This is a genomic window from Pseudomonas sp. UBA5568 (assembly GCF_002425525.1).
GTDB classification, from domain to species: Bacteria; Pseudomonadota; Gammaproteobacteria; order Pseudomonadales; family Pseudomonadaceae; genus Aquipseudomonas; species Aquipseudomonas fulva.
This window is the reverse complement of the sequence record NZ_DIMK01000028.1, coordinates 205,798-228,441: the sequence shown is the minus strand read 5'-3', so window position 1 is coordinate 228,441 and position 22,644 is coordinate 205,798. Positions and strand designations below refer to the sequence as shown.

The following is a 22,644-nucleotide window of genomic DNA, read 5'->3' as shown; positions in this document are numbered from 1 at the left end:
CGCCGTTCAGAGCGCAATGGTCAAAACTGATCAGGGCCGCGTCGCGTCCCATCGCAGCCGGTCCGGTACCCCGGCAAAGCCGTTCTTACAGGATTACGCTATCCCTGTAGGAACGGCCTTGCAAAGGCATCGGACCAGCCGCGATGGGCTGCGAAGCGGCCCCATTCGATCTAGACCTGAAACGCTTACTTGCGCTTCATCGACAGGAAGAACTCGTCGTTGGTCTTGGTCTGCTTGAGCTTGTCGACCAGGAACTCGATGGCAGCGATTTCGTCCATCGGGTGCAACAGCTTGCGCAGGATCCACATGCGTTGCAGTTCGTCGTCGGCGGTCAGCAGCTCTTCGCGGCGAGTACCCGAACGGTTGATGTTGATGGCAGGGAACACACGCTTTTCAGCGATACGACGGTCCAGGGGCAGTTCCATGTTGCCGGTGCCCTTGAATTCCTCGTAGATCACCTCGTCCATCTTCGAACCGGTTTCGACCAGCGCGGTGGCGATGATGGTCAGCGAACCGCCCTCCTCGATGTTACGGGCGGCACCGAAGAAGCGCTTGGGCTTCTCCAGGGCGTGGGCGTCGACACCACCGGTCAGCACTTTGCCCGAGCTTGGAATGACCGTGTTGTAGGCACGTGCCAGACGGGTGATGGAGTCGAGCAGGATGACCACGTCCTTCTTGTGCTCGACCAGGCGCTTGGCCTTCTCGATGACCATTTCGGCCACTTGCACGTGACGGGTTGGCGGCTCGTCGAAGGTGGAGGCAACCACTTCGCCGCGTACGGTACGCTGCATCTCGGTCACTTCTTCCGGGCGCTCGTCGATCAGCAGAACGATCAGGTGGCACTCGGGATTGTTACGCGTGATGTTGGCTGCGATGTTCTGCAGCATGATGGTCTTGCCCGCCTTGGGCGGGGCGACGATCAGGCCACGCTGGCCCTTACCGATCGGGGCGCACAGGTCGATGACCCGGCCGGTCAGGTCTTCGGTGGAGCCGTTGCCGGCTTCCATCTTCAGGCGCTTGTTGGGGAACAGCGGCGTCAGGTTCTCGAACAGGATCTTGTTCTTGGCGTTTTCCGGCCGGTCGAAGTTGATGGTATCGACCTTCAACAGGGCGAAGTAGCGCTCCCCTTCCTTCGGCGGGCGGATCTTGCCAACGATGGTATCGCCGGTACGCAGGTTGAAGCGGCGGATCTGGCTAGGCGAAACGTAGATATCGTCTGGGCCGGCCAGGTAGGACGCATCAGCAGAACGCAGGAAACCGAAACCATCCTGGAGAATCTCCAGCACGCCGTCACCCGAGATCTCTTCGCCGCTTTTCGCATGCTTTTTCAGCAGGGAGAAAATCACGTCCTGTTTGCGCGAACGGGCCATGTTCTCGATGCCCATTTGTTCGGCCATTTCCAAAAGATCGGTAATCGGCTTTTGCTTGAGTTCAGTCAGGTTCATAAGGGGAATGACGTAATCATGTAAGAAGGGAGAATTAAGCTTCTGGCTTAATGAAGCCGCGCCGCTAGATGGCGAAAGGATCGCGTACTGATTCGAATTGGGGATGCTTCGGCGACGGCATGTAGAGGGCACTGAAGAAGCAGTGCGAGGCCGAATGTAACACTTGCTTTTTTGTGCGTCTAGTGCTCTGAAAAAGAAAAGCCCCGCATTTGCGGGGCTTTTTTATCACAGGTGGGCGTCGAGGAACGCTGCCAGCTGCGATTTGGACAAGGCACCGACCTTGGTGGCTTCCACGTTGCCGTTCTTGAACAGCATCAGCGTCGGGATACCACGCACGCCGTGCTTGGCTGGGGTTTCCTGGTTTTCGTCGATGTTCAGCTTGGCGACGACCAGTTTGCCTTCATACGTCGAGGCGATCTCATCCAGAACCGGAGCGATCATCTTGCATGGGCCACACCATTCAGCCCAGTAGTCGACCAACACCGGGCCTTGAGCCTGAAGCACTTCAGCATCGAAGGTGGCGTCGGTGACGTGTTTGATTTTGTCGCTCATGGAAATCTCCAAGGTCGTAAGCACGGAAAACGTTGCCCATCATAGCCGCCCCCGCGGTCGACAGGAAGCCGCAGACGATTGAGTGTAACTATAGTTGTGCAAGAGCACTCGAATCAAAACTGTCACATCGTCTTCATAGAATCGAATGGCACATTGCCGTATATCAAGCGCATCGCGCAGGCCAGGTGCCACGCGTTGGCGACCAGCCTGCTATCGTGGCACGATTGCCAGGTTAACGACCGAGAACTTCCAGATCATGCCGCATACCACCGCGAAGAACCTGTCCCTGATAGCCGCCATCGACCTTGGCTCCAACAGCTTCCACATGGTCGTGGCCAAGGCCCACCACACCGAAATCCGCATTCTCGAGCGGCAGGGCGAGAAGGTACAGCTGGCCGCCGGCATCGACGAGGAGCGCAGGCTCAGTGAAGAAGCCATGGAGCGCGGCCTGGAGTGCCTCAAGCGCTTCGCTCAGCTGATCAACGGCATGCCCGCAGGCTCGGTGCGCATCGTCGGCACCAACGCCTTGCGTGAAGCGCGCAACCGCAACATCTTCATCCAGCGTGCCGAAGCCATTCTTGGCCATCCGGTAGAAGTCATCTCAGGCCGCGAAGAGGCCCGCCTGATCTACCTGGGCGTTTCCCATACGCTGGCCGACACCGCGGGCAAGCGCCTGGTGGCGGACATCGGCGGCGGCAGCACCGAATTCATCATTGGCCAGCGCTTCGAGCCGCTGTTGCGCGAGAGCCTGCAGATGGGCTGCGTCAGCTTCACCCAGCGCTATTTCCGTGACGGCAAGATCACCCCTGCGCGCTATGCCCAGGCCTATACGGCCGCCCGGCTTGAGTTGATGAGCATCGAGCATGCCCTGCACCGCCTGACCTGGGATGAAGCCATCGGTTCGTCGGGTACCATTCGCGCCATCGGCGCCGCCATTCGGGGTGCAGGCCTGGGCAATGGCGAGGTAAACGCCGAGGGGTTGGCCTGGGTCAAGCGCAAGCTGTTCAAGCTGGGCGAAGTCGACAGGATCGATTTCGAAGGGGTCAAGCCGGATCGGCGCACCATCTTTCCGGCGGGCCTGGCCATCCTTGAAGCGATCTTCGATGCGCTGGAGCTGCAGCGCATGGACCACTGCGACGGTGCGCTGCGTGAAGGTGTGCTGTTCGACCTGCTTGGCCGGCATCATCATGAAGACGTACGCGAGCGTACCCTCAACTCGCTGATGGAGCGTTACCACGTCGATCAGGGCCAGGCCGCCCGGGTCGAGCGCAAGGCACTGCATGCCTTCGACCAGGTGGCCGTAGCCTGGGACCTGCAGGACGGCAATTGGCGCGACCTGCTGGGTTGGGCAGCCAAGGTCCATGAGATCGGCCTGGACATCGCCCACTATCATTACCACAAGCACGGCGCGTACCTGATCGAGCACTCCGACCTGGCAGGCTTTTCGCGCGAGGATCAGCAGATGATGGCCTTGCTGGTGCGCGGCCACCGCCGCAACATCCCCAAGGACCGTTATGCCGAGCTGGGGGATGATGGGGTCAAGCTGCTGCGCCTTTGCGTGCTGCTGCGCTTTGCCATCCTGTTTCATCACATCCGGGGCACGCAGCAGATGCCCAAAGTCGAGCTCAAGGCGGCCGATAACCGCCTGGAAGTGGTATTCCCGGAAGGTTGGCTCGAGCAGAACCAGCTGACCCAGGCCGACTTCGCCAACGAAGCGGAGTGGCTGGCCCGGGTCGGCTTCGTTCTCAGCGTACGTTGAGGACCGGGTTGCTCAGGCGCTCCAGCAAGGTCGCCTGGGCACTGCGGGGGTTCTGGTTACCCGTCGGGCTGCTGCGCACATAGCGCCCGTCTGGCTGAAGGGTCCAGGCGTGAGTGTTGTCGGTCAGGTACGCCTCCAGTTCCTTTTTCACCCGCAGCAAGAGCTTCTTGCCCTCGACCGGGAAGCAGGTCTCGACCCGCTTGTCGAGGTTGCGCTCCATCCAGTCCGCACTGGAGAGGTAGATCTGCTCTTCACCGCCATTGAGGAAGTAGAACACACGGGTGTGTTCCAGGAAGCGGCCGATGATCGAGCGTACCTGGATGTTGTGTGAAACCCCTGGAATACCTGGACGCAGGCAGCACATGCCACGCACGATCAGGTCGATCTTCACCCCCGATTGACTGGCCTTGTACAAGGCCTTGATGACCTTCGCATCGGTCAGCGAGTTGAATTTGGCGATGATGTGCGCCGGCTTGCCGTCCAGGGCGAACTGGGTTTCGCGGGCGATCATGTCCAGCATGCCCTTTTTCAGGGTGAACGGCGCATGCATCAGTTTCTTCATGCGCAGGGTCTTGCCCATGCCGATCAGCTGGCTGAACAGCTTGCCGACGTCCTCGGTGAGCGCATCGTCGGAGGTGAGCAGGCTGTAATCGGTGTACAAGCGGGCATTGCCAGCGTGGTAGTTGCCGGTCCCCAGGTGCGCATAGCGAACGATCTCGCCCTGCTCGCGGCGCAGGATCAACATCATCTTGGCGTGCGTCTTGAAACCGACCACGCCATAGATCACCACCGCGCCTGCCGCTTGCAGGCGGCTTGCCATCTGCAGGTTGGACTCCTCGTCGAAGCGTGCGCGCAGTTCGATCACGGCGGTGACTTCCTTGCCGTTGCGCGCTGCATCGACCAACGCATCGACAATTTCCGAGTTGGCGCCGGAGCGGTAGAGCGTCTGACGTACGGCCAGAACGTGCGGGTCCTTGGCCGCCTGGCGCAACAGGTCGATGACCGGCGTGAACGACTCGAAGGGGTGCATGAGCAGGATGTCCTGCTTGCTGATCACGCTAAAGATGTTGTCGGCGTTCTGCAGCAACTTCGGGATGGCCGGGGTGAACGGTACGTATTGAAGTTCGGGGTGGCTGTCCAGCCCAGTGATGCTGAACAACCGCGTCAGGTTGACCGGCCCATTGACCTGGTAGAGCTCGCTTTCGCTCAGGCTGAACTGCTTGAGCAGGTAGTCCGACAGGTGCTTGGGGCACGTATCGGCGACTTCCAGGCGCACGGCATCGCCGTAGCGGCGCGAGAACAGCTCGCCACGAAGCGCCCGGGCCAAGTCATCGACCTCTTCGGAATCCAGCGCCAGGTCGGCGTTACGGGTCAGGCGGAACTGGTAGCACCCCTTCACCTTCATGCCTTGGAACAGGTCGTCGGCGTGGGCGTGGATCATCGACGAAAGGAAGACGTAATTGGCACCGGTGCCGCCCACCTCCTCAGGCACGCGAATGACCCGTGGCAGCAGCCGCGGTGCCGGAATAATGGCCAGGCCTGAATCGCGGCCGAACGCATCGACGCCTTCAAGCTCGACGATGAAGTTCAGGCTCTTGTTCACCAGCAATGGGAATGGATGGGTAGGGTCCAGGCCGATCGGGGTGATGATGGGCGCAATCTCGTCGCGGAAGTAGCGACGCACCCATGTCTTGAGCTTGGGTGTCCAGTGACGGCGGCGAATGAATCGAATCTGGTGTTTTTCCAGCTCCGGAAGCAGCACATCGTTGAGAATCGCGTACTGGCGATCGACCTCGATATGCACCAGTTCGCTGATGCGCGTGAGGGCCTGGTGCGGCTGCAAGCCGTCGGCACCGGCCTGCTCGCGGGCGAAGTTGATCTGCTTTTTCAGCCCGGCCACACGAATCTCGAAGAACTCGTCCAGGTTGCTCGAGAAGATCAGCAGGAACTTCAGGCGTTCGAGCAACGGGTAACTTTCATCCAGCGCCTGCTCCAGTACGCGGATGTTGAACTGCAGCTGGGACAGTTCGCGATGAATGTACAGGCTGGTATCGTCCAGGCCAGGCACGACGATGGCCGGGGCGGGAGCCGGCGTGGGCGCCGCTGACTCCGCTGCAGGTTCCACAGCGACCTGGGACGCGGGTGGCAGATCAGGCGGGGTCTGCACCAACTCCTCTGGAAGCTCCTTGGCATCCTTGATCAAGACAGGGGGAAGCACTTCGTTATTCATCTGGCGGTCCTGAGGACGTTAACGCCCTATCATCAATTGAGCGGCAAGATAAGCGCCCATTATGACGCCTGTGTTACACGCCAGGGCAAGCCATGGCACACGGTTGCAGACATTGTGGTAGCGGGCACTGTTCACGTCGAGACACATTTGGACACTTTCCCGAACGCACGCGAAGGGGTAGGCTGCGCGTTCATTTCGCCAGCACCTCAGAAAATGCTCCAACAATTCCTGCAGGATTTCGGCTACTTTGCCCTTTTTCTAGGCACCTTCTTCGAAGGCGAGACCATTCTGGTCCTTGCAGGCTTTCTTGCGTTCCGCGATTACATGGACATCAAGCTGGTATGCCTGGTGGCATTCATGGGCAGCTATGCCGGTGATCAGTTGTGGTATTTCATGGGTCGTCGCCATGGGCGCAAGATCCTGGCGCGCAAGCCTCGCTGGCAGGCAATGGGCGACCGCGCCTTGGGCCACATCCGTCGCCATCCCGATATCTGGGTGCTCAGCTTCCGCTTCGTTTACGGGCTTCGCACGGTAATGCCGGTCGCGATTGGTCTCTCGGGCTATCCGCCGCGGCGCTACCTGCTGCTCAATGGCATCGGGGCCGCGATCTGGGCCATCGCCCTGGGTGCTGCGGCCTATCATTTCGGCGCAATCCTCGAAGGCCTGCTGGGCAATATCAAGCGCTACGAATTGTGGGTACTGGGCGCCTTGCTGGTGCTTGGCGTAGGCCTGTGGCTGCACCGGCGCTTTCGCACGCTGCGGGCAGAGCGCCGGGCTGCGCGCGAGTCCCAGGACTGAACACCTGCACCTGTGCACACTCCAACAGACATGGACCATCCCGCACTGCGCCGCGCTGCCAGCCTGACGGGTATCAAGCGCTTCGACCTGGAGTAATGAGCATGACAAAAAAAGTGGCGGTGATTCTTTCCGGCTGTGGCGTTTATGACGGCGCAGAAATTCACGAAAGCGTGATCACCTTGCTGCGCCTGGACCAACGCGGCGCGCAGGTGCAGTGCTTTGCACCGAACATCGCACAGATGCATGTCATCGACCACCTGACAGGCCAAGAAATGCCCGAGTCGCGCAACGTGCTGGTGGAATCTGCCCGTATCGCGCGTGGCGATGTGAAAGACATTCGTGAGGCGCGCGTCGAGGACTTCGACGCCTTGATCGTACCGGGCGGCTTTGGCGCAGCCAAGAACCTCTCGGACTTTGCCGTGAAAGGCGCAGACTGCACTGTCAATCCGGATGTCCTGGGGTTGGCCGAGGCGTTCGCCGCCGCCTGCAAGCCAGTTGGCCTGATCTGTATCTCGCCTGCATTGGCTGCCAAGATCTATGGCCCTGGCGTGGTCTGCACCATCGGCAACGACGCCGACACCGCCGAGGCCGTCGTCAAGATGGGCGGTACCCACGAAGAATGCGACGTGCACGACATCGTCGAGGACCCGCAGCGCAAACTGGTGACCACCCCTGCCTACATGTCGGCAAAGACCATCAGCGAAGCCGCTGGCGGGATCTACAAGCTGGTTGATCGGGTGCTGGAACTGACCCACGAGTAAGCGCCGCTTGCCCGGCTGGAGCGCCTGACCAGGCGATTGGCGCTCCATTGGCTATCAAAGCGCCGACAGCCGAGCGATGATCCGGTCCAACGCATTGGCAAACGCCTGTTTGTCGCGATCCCCATAAGGCCCCTGCCCGCCACCTGACTGGCCTTGTTCACGCAGCTCGGTGAACAGATTGCGCGTAGCCAGGCGCTCGCCCATGTTGCGCTCGTCGAACTCGCGCCCGCGCGGGTCCAGCGCCGCTACGCCCTTCTTCACAAGCCGGTCGGCCAGAGGCACGTCGCTGCAGACGACCAACTCGCCGGGTACGGCATGCTCGACCAGGTAATCGTCGGCCGCATCCATGCCACTGGGTACCACGATCAGTCGTACGATGCCGAATGCTGGCTTTGCCACCGCCTGGCCCGCGACCATGACCACTTCGAACTTGCGCTTGAGGGCGAACTTGACGATCAGGTCCCTGGCAGCCTTGGGGCAAGCGTCGGCATCGATCCAAACACGCATGATTGACCTCACGTTGTCATTTAGCCAGTCATGATGCACTACCCCGACAGGTTGCAGGAACTCGCGCAAATAGCCCCAGAACTGAATGAGCCTGTGTGAGCCGTACCGTTCAGGCTACACTCGCCCCAGCTTCAGCGGACTGATGAGCGCAAAATGAATTGTCCCGACGAGATCCAACTGGACCTGGACAACGGGATCGACCGTAAGCTGCTGGCCAACTTGCGTGGGCGCTACCTACAGATCAACGCAGGCCGCCTGCAGCGAGCAATGGCCGGTTTGTCCCCCCGCCAGCAGCAGGTCCTGACGGTGCTGCCCGTGCTGTTCCATGTAAATCATCCGCTACTGCCCGGCTATGTTTCGTCGACGACGCCGGCAGGCATCTGCGACTTCGAGCCAAGCGCCGATCAGGTATTCGAAGCTCAGCGCCTGGCACGCGCCTTCAGCTACAAAGCCCGCGACAACACCTCACTACGCCCCATCGACGGGCTGTTTCTAATCGGCAGCCTGGGCACGCTTGCCCAGGCTGAGGACAGCGACATCGATGTATGGGTATGCCATACCAGCGACCTGGAGCGCGAAGCGTTGGAGGCACTACAGCGCAAATGCCAGTTGCTGGAAACCTGGGCCGCGAGCCAGGGCGCCGATACGCACATCTTTCTGATTGACACCCAGGCGTTCGCTCAAGGCCAGCGCACAGGCCAACTCGGCACCGATGATTGCGGCACTACGCAGCATTATCTTCTGTTGGACGAGTTCTACCGCACGACCCTTTGGCTGGCAGGGCGGACGCCGCTGTGGTGGCTGGTGCCGCCCGACCAGGAGAACGGTTACCCGGCCTACGCCCAGGCCCTGCTGGCAAAGCGTTTCGTACGCCCTGGGGAAGCCCTGGACCTGGGTCACCTGGCGCAGATCCCAGGCCACGAATTCGTCGGCGCCGGGCTTTGGCAGCTGTTCAAGGGCATCGATGCCCCTCACAAGTCCTTGCTCAAGTTGCTGCTGACCGAAGCCTATGCCAGCGAATACCCCGCCGTGCGTTGCCTGAGCCTGGACTACAAGCAAGCGGTCTTCGCCAATCAGCTCGACCTTGACCGTCTCGATCCTTACGTCATGGTCTACCGACGGATCGAGCGCTACCTGATGCAACGCCGTGAGCAGGCTCGGTTGGAACTGGTGCGGCGCAGCTTGTACCTGAAAGTGAACAGCAAGCTCAGCGAACAGGGCCGCGCCGAAGGCTGGCAACGCCGCCTGCTGCGCAGCCTGACCGACGAGTGGGGATGGGGAGGCGCGCAGTTGGCCCTGCTCGATGGTCGCCCTGGCTGGGGCGTGCACCAGGTTACCCTGGAGCGCCGAGAACGGGTGGCCGAGCTCAGCCGCAGCTACCGGTTCCTGGTGCAGTTCGCGCGCACACATGACGCGACCAGCCGCGCCGACTTGCGCGAGCTCAACCTGTTGGGACGGCGATTGCAGGCAGCATTCGAGCGCCGTGCGGACAAGGTGGAAATCCTCCAGAGCGACCGTGCCTGCGACCTGGCCGAGCAAACTGTGACGCTGGCCCAGTCACCCAGCCGCAGAGCGCCAGGTGGCCACCCCTGGGCACTCTACAGCGGCAATCTGCATGGCCATGAAATGGAACTCGCCAACCCGATCAAGCGCTGCTGGCACCTTGTGGAGCTGTTGGTCTGGGCCCATTGCAATGGCGTGATAGACAGGCATACACGACTGGCGCTTCATCCGGGTATCAGCGATCTGAAAGAGCCTGAATTGCAGGGCCTGCTCGCGAGCCTGCAGCAGCTCATCGTGTTGCCGCTGCCCGCCGTCAGCGAGGTGAGCCTGTTGCAGCCAAGCGTCGCCGACGATGTGCTGCTGCTGATCAACGTGGGCATTGACCCCCTGCCCCACCACCGTGAGCTGGATATCCTGCTGACCACCGAGCGTACCGACTCGCTCAGCTACGGTGGCCTGCGGGAAAACCTGGTATTGACAGTGGACCAGGTCACGGTCAACTCCTGGAACGAGGTGCTGGTACATCGGTACGACGGCGAGCATGCGCTGATGCGATGCCTGCGCGATTTCATCAACCTGCCGAAACAGGCAGGCGGCTGGCCCAATGTGCGGGCGCACTGCTTTGCCCAGCACCGGGCGCAGGCCATCAGTCAGCGTGTGGCCGAGCTCTTCCAGACTGCGCGGCAGTTGCACGCACAGGACGTTCCTGGCCGTTACCTGGTGCAGGTGGCGCACCAGGTTCATGTGCTGGAGTGGCTCCAGGGCAAGGTCGTCCTCACGAGCCTTGACGACCATGATGCGCTACTCACGTTCATGGGCCAGGAGCGCAGTACCTACAGCCCCGTGTGCCTGGATGCCAATGCCCTGCCGGACACCGATGTGGGCCTTGTGCTCGAGCAAGGCCGCCGCGACTGCGTCCAGGTCTTCTATCGACTGTTCGACAGCTGGGCCGAGCTCTACGTGCTGGATGAATGCAACGCTTTGTGGCACCAGCGCGTGCCGTTGCAGGACGAACCTCACCTTCTGCTGCCGCTGCACCGCTTTCTGGCTTCGGTCTTGCGCCGACGCGAGGCGCAGTTGCCTTATGGTGCAAGGCAAGCAGCACGCCTGGACATCGTGTACGCGCAGCTGCTTGGGTCTGGATCGGCCAGGGCACGGGGCCTGGAGCAGAGGGCGGCACCGGATGCGGGGAACGTGCAGCCCTACTACGACGTCCAGGCCATGATTCAAGCCGACACCGACGGTGCCACGCACGTGACCTTGTTCTGCGAACAACAGGAGTTCTCCGAGCTCGACCATGGGCCGAGCCTGTATGGCGTGGTGGCACGAGAAATCATCGCCCAGCGGCGAAGTTCAGGCCTGTATCGGTGCTACATCACCGACTTGGATGTTTCCGGGTTACCCGATGGCCGCCAGGCCACGACGCAGGTTTACCTGAACTACAAGCGGACACTTGAGCAGGCCTTGAATGAAGGGCTACAGCAGGTGCTGGCTGGCCAGGCTTAGGCACTGGCCACGCCACAGGTGCGTTGAAAGCACTACAGGTCGAAATCGCCCGCCGCTTCCGGCTGATACTCGACTTCCAGCAACTCTAGCCTGAGGGTCTTGCCCCCTGGCGCCGGCCAGTCGATCTGCTCACCCACCGACAACCCGAGCAAGGCACAGCCGATGGGCGCCAGGACCGAGACCTTGCCGTCTGGCCCGGCATCCTTGGGGTAGACCAAGGTCAAATGGTAGTCCTTGCCACTGGCTAGCTCGCGGCAATGCACGCGCGAATTCATGGTTACCACACCTGCCGGCACCTCATCATGCCCCACCACCTGCTCGGCGCGGTCGAGCTCGCCGCTGAGCGCGAGCACGCCAGGGGTACTTTCGTCGAGACTATCGAGCAGACGCTCCAGACGTTGTACATCCAAACGGGTGAGGATAAGGGAAGGCTTGGTGCTCATGATCCAGTCAGACTCCTTTGAACAGGCAGTTTTCGATGCACAGATAAAGCAAAACCCCGCCCTATGCGCGTAGTGCTGTTCACTTGAGAGTGTTTGGGCTGCAGAGCAGCCCTAAGTGACCAGCATTACGCCCAAAGGCGGGGTTTTCGAATGCTTTGGCGTCATCGACGCAAGCCCCGACACTACCACAGCGGGGCAAATACTCAAGCCCTTGCTATCAGTGTGCCTTAAGGTCGCGAAACGCAGTGGCCTCGCGGCAGATCTGCCGACGGCGCTCATCATCGGCAGAGCGCCATTCGCGGATATGTTCAACATGCCGATGACAGCCGGTGCACACGCGCTGTTCGTCAAGGCGGCAGATGCTGATGCACGGCGATGGCACCGCTGGGCTGACGTTGCTGTAAAGCGGCTTGGGGGGCCGAACGGGTGCAGTGCTCATGTCAGATGTCGTCGAAATCCAGCTTTTCGCCGGCTCGCTCCCACACGATGCGCTCAAGCATTTCACCCAGCAGCTCTTCGCTCTTCTCGCACACCCATTTGCCGCTCTCTTCGTCATAGTCGAAGTGGAAGCCGCCGGACCGATCGGCCAGCCACAGCTGGCGCAGAGGCTCCTGGCGGCTGAAGATCAGCTGGGCTCCACCTTCGAACTTCACGGTCAGCACTCCAGCGGAGTTCTCCATGTCCAGATCCAGCCCGCTTTCGTCGAACAGGTCTTCCAGCGCCTGCTGGGTAGCGTCGACCAGATCATGGAAACGCGCTTCACTCAAACTCATTGCAGGAACCTCGAAATTGGCGGCGTGACAGGCAAGCCGGGCACGATACGGGCGCTTGCCGATGAATGCAAAGGTTTAGCCAGGGTCCTTGCAGGCCACTTCGCTTGCAACGCGGCCCTGACGGCAAACAGGTGCGGGTCGGCACCCAGAATAGCCTGCCCGGCGGGCCGGTACTTGCATAGGCAAGCCGCCGGTCGCTCGGTATACTCGGGCTCAATACTGCATTTTTCTAAGGATTTCATCCATGAAGCGCCTGATTTCCTCCCTCGCGGCGCTGGTCGCTGTTGCCTGCCTCGTTTCTGCATGCGGCCAGAAAGGCCCGTTGTACCTGCCCGATGACGGCAAGGACCGCAAAGACGCCCACTCGGCGCACCAGCACCAGACCAAAGCCAAGTCAGCACAGACCCAGGAGCAGCAAGACACGCTGCAGTCCGAGCCTGAGCAGTCGCCTGAGCAGTAAGGGAATCGGATGAACGTCTTCAATTACCGCGACGGTGAACTGTTCGCGGAAGGGGTGTCCCTGTCGGCAATCGCCGAGCGGCACGGCACCCCCACCTACGTGTACTCGCGTGCCCACATCGAGGCCCAGTACCGTAGCTACACCGATGCCTTGCAAGGTTGCGAACACCTGGTCTGCTTCGCGGTGAAAGCCAACTCGAACCTGGGCGTGCTCAATGTACTGGCGCGCATGGGTGCAGGGTTCGACATCGTTTCCGGTGGCGAACTTGAGCGCGTACTGGCTGCCGGCGGGCGCGCTGACCGCGTGGTGTTTTCCGGCGTGGGCAAAACCCGCGAAGACATGCGTCGCGCGCTTGAAGTGGGCGTGCATTGCTTCAACGTCGAGTCCACCGATGAGCTGGAGCGTTTGCAGCAGGTGGCCGCCGAAATGGGCAAGGTTGCGCCCGTCTCGCTGCGGGTCAACCCGGACGTGGATGCAGGTACCCACCCGTACATTTCCACCGGGCTCAAGGAAAACAAGTTCGGCATCGCCATCGCCGATGCCGAGGCCATCTACGTGCGGGCCGCTCAGTTACCCAACCTGGACGTAGTCGGGGTCGATTGCCATATCGGTTCGCAGCTGACCACCGTGGAGCCCTTCCTCGATGCGCTGGACCGCTTGCTGGTACTGGTCGACCGCCTCGCTGAGTGCGGCATCCACCTGCGTCACCTGGACCTGGGTGGCGGGGTTGGCGTGCGCTACCGCGACGAAGAACCACCGCTGGTAGCCGATTACATTCAGGCCATCCGCGCGCGCCTGGGCGATCGGGACCTGGCGCTGGTATTCGAGCCGGGGCGCTACATCGTGGCCAACGCTGGCGTACTGCTGACCCGTGTGGAGTACCTCAAGCACACCGAACACAAGGACTTCGCCATCATCGATGCGGCCATGAACGACTTGATCCGCCCAGCCCTGTACCAGGCCTGGATGGGCATCTGTGCAGTCAAGCCGCGTGAAGGCGAAGGTCGCCCGTATGACCTGGTCGGCCCGATCTGCGAAACCGGCGACTTCCTGGGCAAGGACCGGGTTCTGAACCTTGCCGAGGGTGACGTGCTGGCCGTTCAGTCAGCGGGCGCCTATGGTTTCGTGATGAGCTCCAACTACAACACCCGTGGCCGTTGTGCGGAAATACTGGTCGACGGCGACCAGGCTTTCGAAGTACGCCGCCGCGAAACCATCGCCGAATTGTACGCTGGCGAAAGCCTGCTACCGGAGTAAGCCCATGCTGCTGCGTTTTACCAAGATGCATGGGCTGGGCAACGACTTCATGGTCCTGGACCTGGTAAGCCAGCACGCCCACATCCAGCCCAAGCACGCCAAGCAGTGGGGCGATCGCCACACGGGCATCGGCTTCGACCAGTTGCTGATCGTCGAGGCGCCGAATAACCCGGAAGTCGATTTCCGCTACCGTATCTTCAATGCCGACGGCTCCGAAGTGGAACAGTGCGGCAACGGGGCACGCTGCTTTGCGCGGTTCGTGCTCGACAAGCGCCTGACCGCCAAGAAGCGCATACGCGTGGAAACCAAGAGCGGCATCATCGTTCTGGACGTACAGAACGACGGCCAAGTCAGTGTCGACATGGGTCCGCCACGCTTCGTCCCTGCCGACATCCCGTTCGTCGCCGACGAGCAGTCGGTGAGCTACCCGCTGGAGGTAGACGATCAGGTGCATTCGATTGCCGCGGTGTCCATGGGCAACCCTCACGCCGTACTGCGCGTGGACGACGTGGTCAGCGCCCCTGTGCATCAGCTGGGACCGAAGATCGAACACCACCCGCGCTTCCCCCAGCGCGTCAATGCCGGCTTCCTGCAGGTCATTGACCGCCATCGCGGCAACTTGCGCGTGTGGGAGCGCGGTGCTGGGGAAACCCAGGCGTGTGGCACTGGCGCCTGTGCAGCTGCCGTGGCGGCCATCAGCCAAGGCTGGATGGACTCGCCCGTCGCACTTGACCTGCCGGGCGGGCGCTTGCATATCGAGTGGGCCGGGCCAGGCAAGCCGGTGGTGATGACCGGCCCGGCCGTACGCGTCTACGAAGGACAGGTTCGATTCTAAGCGAGTAACCGTCATGACCGATCACCCCAAGGATATACCCCAGCAGGCCGCTGAGCTCGATGCCGAAGCGGTGGTCGCCTACCTGCGTGCTCATCCAACCTTTTTCACCGAGCATGATGAGCTCTTGGTCGAGCAGCACATTCCCCACCAGCGCGGTGACAGTGTTTCGCTGGTCGAGCGCCAGCTCAAGTTGCTGCGCGACCGCAACATCGAGATGCGCCACCGCCTTTCGCAGTTGATGGACGTGGCCCGCGACAACGATCGGTTGTTCGACAAGACCAGACGCCTGATCCTGGACCTGCTCGATGCAACCACGCTGGAAGACGTGGTGATGGTCGTCGAAGACAGCCTGCGTCAGGAGTTCCAGGTACCTTTCGTCAGCCTGATCCTGTTTGGCGACAACGTAGCGCCGGTGGGGCGCTGGGTCAGCAACGCCGAAGCCCAGCAAGCGATCGGCCCGCTGCTCGGTAGCGGCAAGACCGTCAGCGGCAGCTTGCGCGAGCACGAGCTGGCGTTTCTGTTCGGTGAGGAGCAACGCCGCGACGTGGGCTCCAGCGCGGTGGCGACCTTGGAGCACCAGGGGCTGCATGGGGTGCTGGCCATTGGTAGCCGCGACCCGCAGCATTACAAGAGCAGTGTCGGCACGCTGTTCCTGAGCTATATCGCCGAGGTGCTGGGCCGTGTGGTCCCCCGCGTCAGCCAAAGCCTGCGCCCGGTGCGCTGATGGAGCGCCAGCTGGAAGCTTACTGCGCACACCTGCGCAATGAGCGCCAGGTCTCCGAGCACACGCTTGTGGGCTACCGCCGGGACCTGGAGAAGGTCATGGCGTACTGCAGCGAGCAGGCTATTGGTGGCTGGCAAGCCTTGCAGATTCAACACCTGCGCCAGCTGATCGCGCGCCAGCATCACCAGGGCCAGTCTTCGCGCAGCCTGTCCAGGCTGCTATCGGCGGTGCGGGGCCTGTACCGTTACCTCAACCGCGAAAAGATCTGCCAGCACGATCCTGCCAATGGCCTGAGCGCCCCCAAGGGGGAGCGTCGATTGCCCAAGGTGCTCGACACCGACCGTGCCTTGCAACTGCTCGATGGCGGCGTGGACGATGATTTCATTGCCCTGCGCGATCAAGCCATTCTCGAATTGTTCTATTCCTCGGGCCTTCGCCTTTCGGAGCTGACCAACCTTGACCTCGACCATGTCGACCTGGCCGGTGGCCTGGTACAGGTGCTGGGCAAGGGCGGCAAGGCCCGCGTGCTGCCGGTAGGGCGCAAGGCGCGGGAGGCGCTGCAGGCGTGGTACCGCCTGCGCGGCGCCGGCAACCCCAGGGATCGCGCCGTCTTCATCACCCGGCAAGGCAATCGCATCAGCCCACGCGCCGTGCAACAGCGGGTCAAGGTGGCCGGGGAACGCGAGCTGGGCCAGCACCTGCACCCACACATGCTTCGCCATTCCTTTGCCAGCCACGTGCTGGAATCGTCCCAGGACCTGCGCGCTGTACAGGAAATGCTCGGACACGCCGACATCGGCACGACGCAAATCTATACGCACCTGGATTTCCAGCACCTGGCAACGGTGTACGACAGCGCCCATCCCAGGGCCAAACGCAGCAAAGGCAACGACTGATGAACATCAAGCTGATCACCTTCGACCTCGACGATACCCTTTGGGATACTGCGCCGGTCATTGCCAGTGCCGAAGTCGTGCTGCGCGACTGGCTTCAAGCCAATGCCCCGTTACTGGGCGATGTGCCTGTCGAACATCTGTTCGCCATCCGGGAACGGATCGTCCTGGCAGAGCCCGAGCTCAAGCACCGCATCAGCGCCTTACGCCGCCGCGTGCTGACCCGCGCCCTCGAAGACGTCGGCTACGGCCAGATGCAGGCACAGCAACTGGCCGAGCTGGGGTTCGAGGTGTTCTTGCAGGCCAGGCACAAGGTCGAGATATTCCCGGAAGTTCAACCGATGCTGGAATTGCTGAGCCAGCATTACGCCCTGGGTGTCATCACCAATGGCAATGCCGATGTCAGCCGGCTGGGGCTGGCCGATTATTTCCGCTTCGCCTTGTGCGCGGAGGACTTGGGCATCGGCAAACCCGACCCGGCCCCGTTTGTAGAGGCCCTGCGCCGCAGCGGCGTGCCTGCCAGTGAAGCGGTGCACGTCGGCGATCATCCTCGCGATGACATTGCCGGTGCTCAGCGCGCCGGGCTGCGCGCGGTTTGGTTCAACCCCCAGGCCAAGGCGTGGCCCGGTGAGCAAGCACCCGACGCCGAAATTCAGCGCCTGTCGCACCTGCACGAGGTGCTCGCCCGCTGGCAATGACCTTGCCGACAGCACCTCCCTGTGCAAGCCAGGCATAAAAAAACCCGCAGCGACGGCGGGTTTTTCGAAGGCATCGCTTAGATAGGGCGACTGCCGTATTTATTGTCCGGCTTCTTGGGTGGGTCGGCGACCACGTTGGCCTCGACTTCCTGAACCTTGCCACCACGCGACAGGAACTCTTCCATGGCCTTGGCCAGGGCATCACGCTCCTTTTGCTTGGCTTCCAGGCTGGGCATCTCGTCTACCGAGACAGCCGCCTTGGATTTGCCCTTGGCAGCGGGTGCAGGACTGCTGTCGTCGTCGCCAGCGTCTTCTGCAACATCATCAGCAGCCGCTTCAAGGCCGTCATCAGCCTCGTCTTCATCACCGACCTCGAGGTCATCATTTTCCAGATCGTCGTCGCTCATGTTCTACCTCATGACGTGCAAAAGCAGGTTAGTTAGAGACCAGTGCTGCCGTAGACCGGCAGCTTCTGGTGAAAATTCCACTGGCCGTGGGTTCGACCACGGCCTTTGGGCCAACGCATCTGACGGACGGCTGTACCCGGGTGGGCCTGCACGTGGCAGTGCCGCACAAAACCTGTGACCCCTGCTGGGCCACGCGCTTTTTAGCCAGCCTGGCAAAGGCCGGCAGGGGTGATGAATGTACGTTCCAGCACCCTTCGGCGCGCATTCTAGCGCGCTCGCAGAAAAAGCAAAGCGCCATGAATGCCCCAACTTTTGTAAGTTTTGTACCCGTGTCACAAATAGACGGGATAAACCGTTTGCGCATGTGAAAATGCTGGGCAAGTGATCAAAAAAAATGGCAGCAGGTGCCGCTTGTGAGCGCCTTGCCAGCCCCCTGCGCGCACGCTTGATCAGGCCGACCTTAAACACAAGACGAAAAAATGCCCGGCGAGCCGGGCACATTTCTGCAGCGTCGTTGTTAGAGGTTGTAGCCGCGTTCGTTGTGCTGCGCCAGATCCAGACCAACGGATTCTTCTTCTTCGTTGACCCGAAGCCCCATCACCAGGTCCAGGACCTTGAGGATGATGTAGGTGACGATGGCGGTGTAGGCCACGGTGAAGATCACGCCTTTGGCCTGCACCCAGACCTGCATGCCGATATCGGTGACCGCGCCGAAGCCACCCAGCGCCGGGGCTGCGAACACGCCGGTCAGGATGGCGCCGACGATACCGCCGATGCCGTGTACGCCAAACGCATCCAGGGAGTCGTCGTAGCCCAGCTTGCGCTTGAGGCTGGTGGCGCAGAAGTAGCAGATCACGCCCGATGCCAGCCCGATGACCAGCGCGCCCATCGGCCCCACCGTGCCCGCTGCTGGCGTGATGGCAACCAGGCCAGCGACCACGCCCGAGGCGATACCCAGCGCACTGGGCTTACCGTGACCGATCCATTCGGCGAACATCCAGCCCAATGCCGCGGCAGCCGTGGCGATCTGGGTGACCAGCATGGCCATGCCCGCAGTGCCGTTGGCCGCAGCCGCCGAACCTGCGTTGAAACCGAACCAGCCGATCCACAGCATGGCCGCACCCATCAGCGTATAGCCCAGGTTGTGCGGTGCCATGGGTGTGGTCGGGTAGCCTTTACGCTTGCCCAGTACCAGGCAGCAGACCAGGCCTGCGATACCGGCGTTGATGTGCACGACGGTGCCGCCCGCGAAGTCCAGCACGCCCCAATCCCACATCAGGGCACCGTCACCGCTCCATACCATGTGGGCGATCGGAGCATAGACGAGGGTGAACCAGATGCCCATGAACACCAGCATGGCCGAGAACTTCATGCGTTCGGCGAAGGCACCCACGATCAAGGCTGGGGTGATGATGGCGAACGTCATCTGGAAGGTGATGAACACCGCTTCAGGGAACAGCGCCGTGGCCGAGGTCAGGCTGTCAGGCGTCACGCCGCTGAGAAATGCCTTGGAGAAGCCGCCGACGAAGGAGTTGAAATTGAGTACGCCCTTCTCCATACCGGTGGTATCGAAGGCCATGCTGTACCCGTAGACGACCCAGAGAATGCTCATCAAGCCAGTGATGGCGAAGCACTGCATCATCACCGACAGCACGTTCTTGGAGCGCACCATGCCGCCGTAGAACAGCGCCAGGCCTGGGATGGTCATGAACAGCACGAGCGCCGTGGCGGTGAGCATCCAGGCGGTGTCGCCGGAGTTGAGTGCTGGCGCGGCCTCCTCTGCAAGGGCGAGCCCTGGCATGACGAAGGACAATAGGGCTCCTAGCCCTGCGATCTTACGCAGAGTCATGTTGTTTTCTCCTGGGGCGTTGGGTTTGGTGAGGCTTGTGTTGCTGCTTAGATCGCGTCGGTATCGGTCTCGCCGGTACGGATGCGGATCGCCTGCTCCAGATTCACCACGAAGATCTTGCCGTCACCGATCTTGCCGGTGTTGGCAGCCTTGGTGATGGCCTCGATTACCCGATCCAGGTCTTTGTCATCGATAGCAACATCGATCTTCACCTTGGGCAGGAAATCGACCACGTATTCGGCACCGCGATACAGTTCGGTGTGACCCTTTTGACGCCCGAAGCCTTTGACTTCGGTGACGGTGATGCCTTGCACGCCGATTTCCGACAGTGACTCGCGCACGTCGTCCAGCTTGAACGGCTTGATGATGGCTGTGACTAGCTTCATGAAACTCTCTCCCGATTTGGTGGACTTGCCCCAGGAAAACAAACCCGTCTCAAGTCTAAGCGCAGCGGTTGCCTTTTGTAACGCGTCGTCGGCATGCGCACTGCCTGGTCACAAGGAACTGCATCAGTGCATGGCTCGCTTAGCACTTTGCAGAAACCTTGCCAGGTCTGTGAACACCAGCGAAATCAGGGGTTTGGCCCGACGTTACGGCTTTGGCTAATCGCCAGCACTCAACCTGTGCACCCATACGGTGCGAGGCTGGTTCAGGCTTTGCGCGAAAAACGTGCAACACCGCCTCGTCATGGGAGGCACAAGGGTGCGTGCTACACTGGCCGCCATTTCTCGACACTGGTGGACACCCTCATGCTCGCGCCCAAAGCCCTTCTCGACGCCCTGAGCGACCAGGCCTCGCGCCTGTTCAGCAGCGACAACACCCAGCCTCGGGCCGAGCTGGAAAGCCAGTTCAAGGCCTTGATGCAAGGCGCTTTGAGCAAGCTCGACGTGGTCAGCCGCGAGGAGTTCGACAGTCAGATGGTGGTGCTGGCACGCACCCGGGCTCGCCTGGAGGCGCTGGAACAACAAGTCGCAGAACTCGAAGCGCGCCTGGAAGGCAAGCGCTGACACCAAAGCTGCGTGACCCAGCCTCCTATCGACTTTCAGCGCGCTTCAAGCCTGCTGGCCGGTCGATCCAGGCCAGGTTTGGGCGGCAGTTCGCTGGGGCGTAGGGTGCCCCGGAACAACGCGGCGCCGTATTGCGTGAACAGCGTCCGTACCCTGTTGCGCGAATTGAGGACTTCGGCGTGAATGTCTTCGATGGCTGTGTCGCCAGGTCGCAGGCTCGCCGCATGGGTCACCCACTCAATGGCTGCATAGCGGCTTTGCCTGCGTGTACCTTGCCCCTGCATCCAGGCAAGCCCCAGCTCGGCACTGGCACGTGCTGCAATAGCGCTGTCCGGGTGTTCCACCAAGCTCAGCAAGTAGGCGACCGCCTCGGCTCGCTCACGCGGCTGGCCAAACTGGCGCAGCAATATGCCCAGGTGCAACCGTGCGCAGGCATTGGTCTGAGCATTGCCCAGGGCGTCTATCAACAGGCGCCTGACCTCGAGCATTTTTTCTCGATCACCCAGGTTCGTCCCCCCTTGCATCTGCAAGCAGGCCAACCGGTATTTGGCCTGGCGACTCCCTGTCTGGACGGCGCGCAGCAACCATTGCTCAGCCACTTCACAGTCCCTGTATCGCCCAGGGGTATCGCTCCACTCACCCTGGTGAAGCTCGAACAGGCTCAACGCCGCACCTGACAGGGCTTGCTCGGCACCGCCTTGAAGCAAATAGTAGGCAACCTCATGCCGATCATGGGACCAGAGCAAGCGGGCCAGTTCCAGGATTTTCAGGCCGGGAGCCTGACCCGCCCGCTGGCGCTTGATCGCAATCGTCAGCCAGCGTTTGGCTTGATCGCCGCTGCGCGCCAGGCCCCACAAGCCAAAGTGATGTCCCGCGGCCCGCAGCGCGCAGGCAGCGGCGTGGGAGCGGCCATCGCTCAGGCGAAGAATCGCGGTATTGAGCAGTGCCTGCTCGTGCGCAGTGCTGCGTGTCAAAGCCGTGATGACCAAATGCCGAAGCGGTGGTCCCAGCGCCTGGATGCCGCCCAGGTCGGCAGGGCATGCAAGGCTTTGGGTAAAATCGGCCAGTGCCTTGTCATGGTCGCCCCAAACGCTCGCCTGCAACGCACCGCGCCATGCCAGCAATACGGCAGTCTCCCTAGGCCGCAGTGGGCGCACGGCCCAGTCTTCGAACAATTGCTGGTACTTGGCCACTGCGCTTGGGCGTTCGGCACTTGGGCGTTTCAAGCGTGCTTCCACGGCCATCCATCGCAGCGCGTTGCGCAACGGCTCGCTCCAGCCCCGGCAAGCCGGCATGTTGACCAACCGTTCTATGGACTCGACTTGCCCACGTCGGTCCTGCAATAGATACAACGCGTGGGCCTTGATGGCCTCGAAGCAGCCCGGCCGTGCGGCCAGTGCCTGGCTCAGCCAATAGGCCTGCGGCTCCTGGCGCTCTGTGCGCGGCTCAAGTCCATCGGGCAACATCCGAGGCAGCTCGGCCAAAGGCATCACGCCATGCCTGACCAAATACGGCGCGGCAGCCTCCTGCACCTCCACGTCCGCATGTGTACTGGGCCTGAAGCGGGCTGGCTGCTCATTGAACAGCTCGACCAGCCAGCCCGGCTCGCGAAACCTGGCACTGAGCAACTGCAAGCCTATGGCAGCCGCGACCGGCCGCTGCGAACGGGCCAAGGCTCTGAGTAAATGGGCAGTGGCGGTTTCGCACATTTGCTCGATCGCCAGCCAGCGTGCCGGTGTGCGGGCGCCGCCTTGGTCCACCTGGCAGGCACGGCTAAGGCAGTAGAAGCCCATGACGACCTGCGGGTGATAGGCCCTGGGGCAAGCATCGATCCAGGCGCGAAGCACTTGGCTCAGCGCCCTGTCCCCCTGGTCCGGGTCGACCAGCAGATGGCTCTCGACGGCTGAGAGATAGGCCGGGAACTCGCCCGGGGGCGCTTGGTACCAGCGAGCCTCCAGGGAATCGAAATAGCGATTGAGCTCGACGAACGCGTTGGTCTGAACCAGTTCGCGAATAACCTCACGGGTGTGGGTGAGCGTTTGCACAGCGCAATACCTCAAGTCCATTTCAAGGTCGAAGCGGTGCCATCCCATGGCATCGGTGGTTTGCTTGAACAACACTAAGCCAAAGAAGGCCGCTGCGCAAAACTATTGGATCCATTTCTAGGCGGTGCACAGGTAGAAATGATCAGAAGCACACTGGCATCCCCTGCCCCGTCTCGGCTCGCTATGCTGGGT

At 61.6% G+C, this 22,644-nt stretch carries 22 protein-coding genes; 11 read left to right on the top strand and 11 right to left on the bottom strand.

All coding sequences use genetic code 11. From position 1 onward, the window contains the following. Window positions 1-185: 185 nt before the first annotated feature. Entirely contained in the window at window positions 186-1,445 is a 1,260-nt protein-coding gene (gene rho / locus B2S33_RS09785) for a transcription termination factor Rho (RefSeq protein WP_023532437.1), read from the bottom strand. A 225-nt stretch (window positions 1,446-1,670) separates the two neighbouring features. Next, complete coding sequence (gene trxA, locus B2S33_RS09780; RefSeq protein ID WP_242809933.1) at window positions 1,671-1,997, bottom strand: thioredoxin TrxA; 327 nt, start codon at window positions 1,995-1,997, stop codon at window positions 1,671-1,673. 256 nt (window positions 1,998-2,253) lie between these two features. Here trxA and ppx point away from each other — a divergent pair, with 256 nt between their 5' ends. Further along, window positions 2,254-3,756 carry an exopolyphosphatase gene (gene ppx / locus B2S33_RS09775; protein WP_281211463.1) on the top strand — a complete coding sequence of 501 codons (1,503 nt, stop codon included), beginning with the start codon at window positions 2,254-2,256 and terminating at the stop codon, window positions 3,754-3,756. Here ppx and ppk1 read toward each other — a convergent pair. After that, window positions 3,743-5,986: a polyphosphate kinase 1 gene (ppk1, locus tag B2S33_RS09770; protein ID WP_027913413.1), complete on the bottom strand. Its 2,244-nt coding sequence runs from the start codon at window positions 5,984-5,986 to the stop codon at window positions 3,743-3,745. The genes ppx and ppk1 overlap by 14 nt on opposite strands. Window positions 5,987-6,199: 213 nt before the next feature. On the opposite strand from ppk1, the gene B2S33_RS09765 reads away from it, so the two are divergent. Both B2S33_RS09765 and elbB read left to right on the top strand, forming a co-directional pair. Then, window positions 6,200-6,784 (top strand): DedA family protein, encoded by a 585-nt coding sequence (locus B2S33_RS09765; RefSeq protein ID WP_023532679.1) that lies wholly within the window; start codon window positions 6,200-6,202, stop codon window positions 6,782-6,784. 101 nt (window positions 6,785-6,885) lie between these two features. Beyond that, window positions 6,886-7,545, top strand: a complete 660-nt coding sequence (gene elbB, locus B2S33_RS09760; protein ID WP_027913412.1) for an isoprenoid biosynthesis glyoxalase ElbB — start codon at window positions 6,886-6,888, stop codon at window positions 7,543-7,545. Window positions 7,546-7,599: 54 nt separating this feature from the next. Here the strand turns inward: elbB and B2S33_RS09755 are convergent, their stop codons facing one another. Next, complete coding sequence (locus tag B2S33_RS09755) at window positions 7,600-8,052, bottom strand: YaiI/YqxD family protein (protein ID WP_027913411.1); 453 nt, start codon at window positions 8,050-8,052, stop codon at window positions 7,600-7,602. Window positions 8,053-8,205: 153 nt separating this feature from the next. Here B2S33_RS09755 and B2S33_RS09750 point away from each other — a divergent pair, with 153 nt between their 5' ends. After that, the gene (locus B2S33_RS09750; protein ID WP_288650191.1) at window positions 8,206-11,061 is read left to right on the top strand and encodes a class I adenylate cyclase; all 2,856 of its coding nucleotides are present in this window, start codon (window positions 8,206-8,208) and stop codon (window positions 11,059-11,061) included. A gap of 32 nt (window positions 11,062-11,093) precedes the next feature. On the opposite strand, the gene rnk is transcribed toward B2S33_RS09750, so the two are convergent. The 3 genes from rnk to cyaY form a co-directional block, all read right to left on the bottom strand. Next, window positions 11,094-11,504: a nucleoside diphosphate kinase regulator gene (gene rnk / locus B2S33_RS09745; RefSeq protein WP_023532559.1), complete on the bottom strand. Its 411-nt coding sequence runs from the start codon at window positions 11,502-11,504 to the stop codon at window positions 11,094-11,096. Between the two features lie 217 nt (window positions 11,505-11,721). After that, the gene (locus tag B2S33_RS09740; RefSeq protein ID WP_288650190.1) at window positions 11,722-11,943 is read right to left on the bottom strand and encodes a DUF1289 domain-containing protein; all 222 of its coding nucleotides are present in this window, start codon (window positions 11,941-11,943) and stop codon (window positions 11,722-11,724) included. 1 nt (window position 11,944) lies between these two features. Continuing rightward, a complete protein-coding gene (cyaY, locus tag B2S33_RS09735; protein ID WP_023532439.1) occupies window positions 11,945-12,277 on the bottom strand; it encodes an iron donor protein CyaY in 333 nt (110 codons plus the stop codon). Window positions 12,278-12,521: 244 nt separating this feature from the next. On the opposite strand from cyaY, the gene lptM reads away from it, so the two are divergent. From lptM to B2S33_RS09705, 6 genes are read left to right on the top strand one after another with little or no spacing between them, the layout of a single operon-like run. After that, window positions 12,522-12,737 (top strand): LPS translocon maturation chaperone LptM, encoded by a 216-nt coding sequence (gene lptM, locus B2S33_RS09730; RefSeq protein WP_033694875.1) that lies wholly within the window; start codon window positions 12,522-12,524, stop codon window positions 12,735-12,737. Window positions 12,738-12,746: 9 nt separating this feature from the next. After that, complete coding sequence (gene lysA, locus B2S33_RS09725) at window positions 12,747-13,994, top strand: diaminopimelate decarboxylase (protein WP_028686762.1); 1,248 nt, start codon at window positions 12,747-12,749, stop codon at window positions 13,992-13,994. A gap of 4 nt (window positions 13,995-13,998) precedes the next feature. Then, the gene (dapF, locus tag B2S33_RS09720) at window positions 13,999-14,829 is read left to right on the top strand and encodes a diaminopimelate epimerase (RefSeq protein WP_027913408.1); all 831 of its coding nucleotides are present in this window, start codon (window positions 13,999-14,001) and stop codon (window positions 14,827-14,829) included. 13 nt (window positions 14,830-14,842) lie between these two features. Further along, the gene (locus B2S33_RS09715; RefSeq protein ID WP_023532867.1) at window positions 14,843-15,553 is read left to right on the top strand and encodes a DUF484 family protein; all 711 of its coding nucleotides are present in this window, start codon (window positions 14,843-14,845) and stop codon (window positions 15,551-15,553) included. After that, complete coding sequence (xerC, locus tag B2S33_RS09710; protein ID WP_027913407.1) at window positions 15,553-16,449, top strand: tyrosine recombinase XerC; 897 nt, start codon at window positions 15,553-15,555, stop codon at window positions 16,447-16,449. The genes B2S33_RS09715 and xerC overlap by 1 nt, the downstream gene beginning before the upstream one ends. Further along, on the top strand, window positions 16,449-17,144 hold the full coding sequence (locus tag B2S33_RS09705; RefSeq protein ID WP_028686763.1) for an HAD family hydrolase: 696 nt from the start codon (window positions 16,449-16,451) through the stop codon (window positions 17,142-17,144). Before xerC ends, B2S33_RS09705 begins: the two co-directional genes overlap by 1 nt. Window positions 17,145-17,221: 77 nt before the next feature. Here B2S33_RS09705 and sutA read toward each other — a convergent pair whose 3' ends face one another. From sutA to glnK, 3 genes are all read right to left on the bottom strand, one after another. Beyond that, window positions 17,222-17,551, bottom strand: coding sequence for a transcriptional regulator SutA (gene sutA / locus B2S33_RS09700; RefSeq protein ID WP_023532471.1), 330 nt, complete (start codon window positions 17,549-17,551; stop codon window positions 17,222-17,224). 517 nt (window positions 17,552-18,068) lie between these two features. Continuing rightward, window positions 18,069-19,400, bottom strand: a complete 1,332-nt coding sequence (locus B2S33_RS09695) for an ammonium transporter (protein ID WP_023532646.1) — start codon at window positions 19,398-19,400, stop codon at window positions 18,069-18,071. 47 nt (window positions 19,401-19,447) lie between these two features. After that, window positions 19,448-19,786, bottom strand: coding sequence for a P-II family nitrogen regulator (gene glnK / locus B2S33_RS09690; RefSeq protein ID WP_002555808.1), 339 nt, complete (start codon window positions 19,784-19,786; stop codon window positions 19,448-19,450). 363 nt (window positions 19,787-20,149) lie between these two features. Here glnK and B2S33_RS09685 point away from each other — a divergent pair, with 363 nt between their 5' ends. Next, window positions 20,150-20,407, top strand: a complete 258-nt coding sequence (locus B2S33_RS09685) for an accessory factor UbiK family protein (protein WP_027913405.1) — start codon at window positions 20,150-20,152, stop codon at window positions 20,405-20,407. Between the two features lie 35 nt (window positions 20,408-20,442). On the opposite strand, the gene B2S33_RS09680 is transcribed toward B2S33_RS09685, so the two are convergent. Further along, window positions 20,443-22,452: a DUF4034 domain-containing protein gene (locus B2S33_RS09680; RefSeq protein ID WP_110606422.1), complete on the bottom strand. Its 2,010-nt coding sequence runs from the start codon at window positions 22,450-22,452 to the stop codon at window positions 20,443-20,445. Window positions 22,453-22,644 lie beyond the last annotated feature (192 nt).

What these genes read in the sequence shown, in the direction of transcription:
- ppx (WP_281211463.1), top strand. Translation starts at nt 2,254, where the DNA reads ATGCCGCATACCACCGCGAAGAACCTGTCCCTGATAGCCGCCATCGAC.
- ppk1 (WP_027913413.1), bottom strand. Translation starts at nt 5,986, where the DNA reads ATGAATAACGAAGTGCTTCCCCCTGTCTTGATCAAGGATGCCAAGGAG.
- B2S33_RS09705 (WP_028686763.1), top strand. Translation starts at nt 16,449, where the DNA reads ATGAACATCAAGCTGATCACCTTCGACCTCGACGATACCCTTTGGGAT.
- lysA (WP_028686762.1), top strand. Translation starts at nt 12,747, where the DNA reads ATGAACGTCTTCAATTACCGCGACGGTGAACTGTTCGCGGAAGGGGTG.
- cyaY (WP_023532439.1), bottom strand. Translation starts at nt 12,277, where the DNA reads ATGAGTTTGAGTGAAGCGCGTTTCCATGATCTGGTCGACGCTACCCAG.
- glnK (WP_002555808.1), bottom strand. Translation starts at nt 19,786, where the DNA reads ATGAAGCTAGTCACAGCCATCATCAAGCCGTTCAAGCTGGACGACGTG.
- trxA (WP_242809933.1), bottom strand. Translation starts at nt 1,997, where the DNA reads ATGAGCGACAAAATCAAACACGTCACCGACGCCACCTTCGATGCTGAA.
- B2S33_RS09765 (WP_023532679.1), top strand. Translation starts at nt 6,200, where the DNA reads ATGCTCCAACAATTCCTGCAGGATTTCGGCTACTTTGCCCTTTTTCTA.
- xerC (WP_027913407.1), top strand. Translation starts at nt 15,553, where the DNA reads ATGGAGCGCCAGCTGGAAGCTTACTGCGCACACCTGCGCAATGAGCGC.
- lptM (WP_033694875.1), top strand. Translation starts at nt 12,522, where the DNA reads ATGAAGCGCCTGATTTCCTCCCTCGCGGCGCTGGTCGCTGTTGCCTGC.
- B2S33_RS09685 (WP_027913405.1), top strand. Translation starts at nt 20,150, where the DNA reads ATGCTCGCGCCCAAAGCCCTTCTCGACGCCCTGAGCGACCAGGCCTCG.
- B2S33_RS09715 (WP_023532867.1), top strand. Translation starts at nt 14,843, where the DNA reads ATGACCGATCACCCCAAGGATATACCCCAGCAGGCCGCTGAGCTCGAT.
- rho (WP_023532437.1), bottom strand. Translation starts at nt 1,445, where the DNA reads ATGAACCTGACTGAACTCAAGCAAAAGCCGATTACCGATCTTTTGGAA.
- B2S33_RS09695 (WP_023532646.1), bottom strand. Translation starts at nt 19,400, where the DNA reads ATGACTCTGCGTAAGATCGCAGGGCTAGGAGCCCTATTGTCCTTCGTC.
- elbB (WP_027913412.1), top strand. Translation starts at nt 6,886, where the DNA reads ATGACAAAAAAAGTGGCGGTGATTCTTTCCGGCTGTGGCGTTTATGAC.
- rnk (WP_023532559.1), bottom strand. Translation starts at nt 11,504, where the DNA reads ATGAGCACCAAGCCTTCCCTTATCCTCACCCGTTTGGATGTACAACGT.
- B2S33_RS09740 (WP_288650190.1), bottom strand. Translation starts at nt 11,943, where the DNA reads ATGAGCACTGCACCCGTTCGGCCCCCCAAGCCGCTTTACAGCAACGTC.
- dapF (WP_027913408.1), top strand. Translation starts at nt 13,999, where the DNA reads ATGCTGCTGCGTTTTACCAAGATGCATGGGCTGGGCAACGACTTCATG.
- sutA (WP_023532471.1), bottom strand. Translation starts at nt 17,551, where the DNA reads ATGAGCGACGACGATCTGGAAAATGATGACCTCGAGGTCGGTGATGAA.
- B2S33_RS09750 (WP_288650191.1), top strand. Translation starts at nt 8,206, where the DNA reads ATGAATTGTCCCGACGAGATCCAACTGGACCTGGACAACGGGATCGAC.
- B2S33_RS09755 (WP_027913411.1), bottom strand. Translation starts at nt 8,052, where the DNA reads ATGCGTGTTTGGATCGATGCCGACGCTTGCCCCAAGGCTGCCAGGGAC.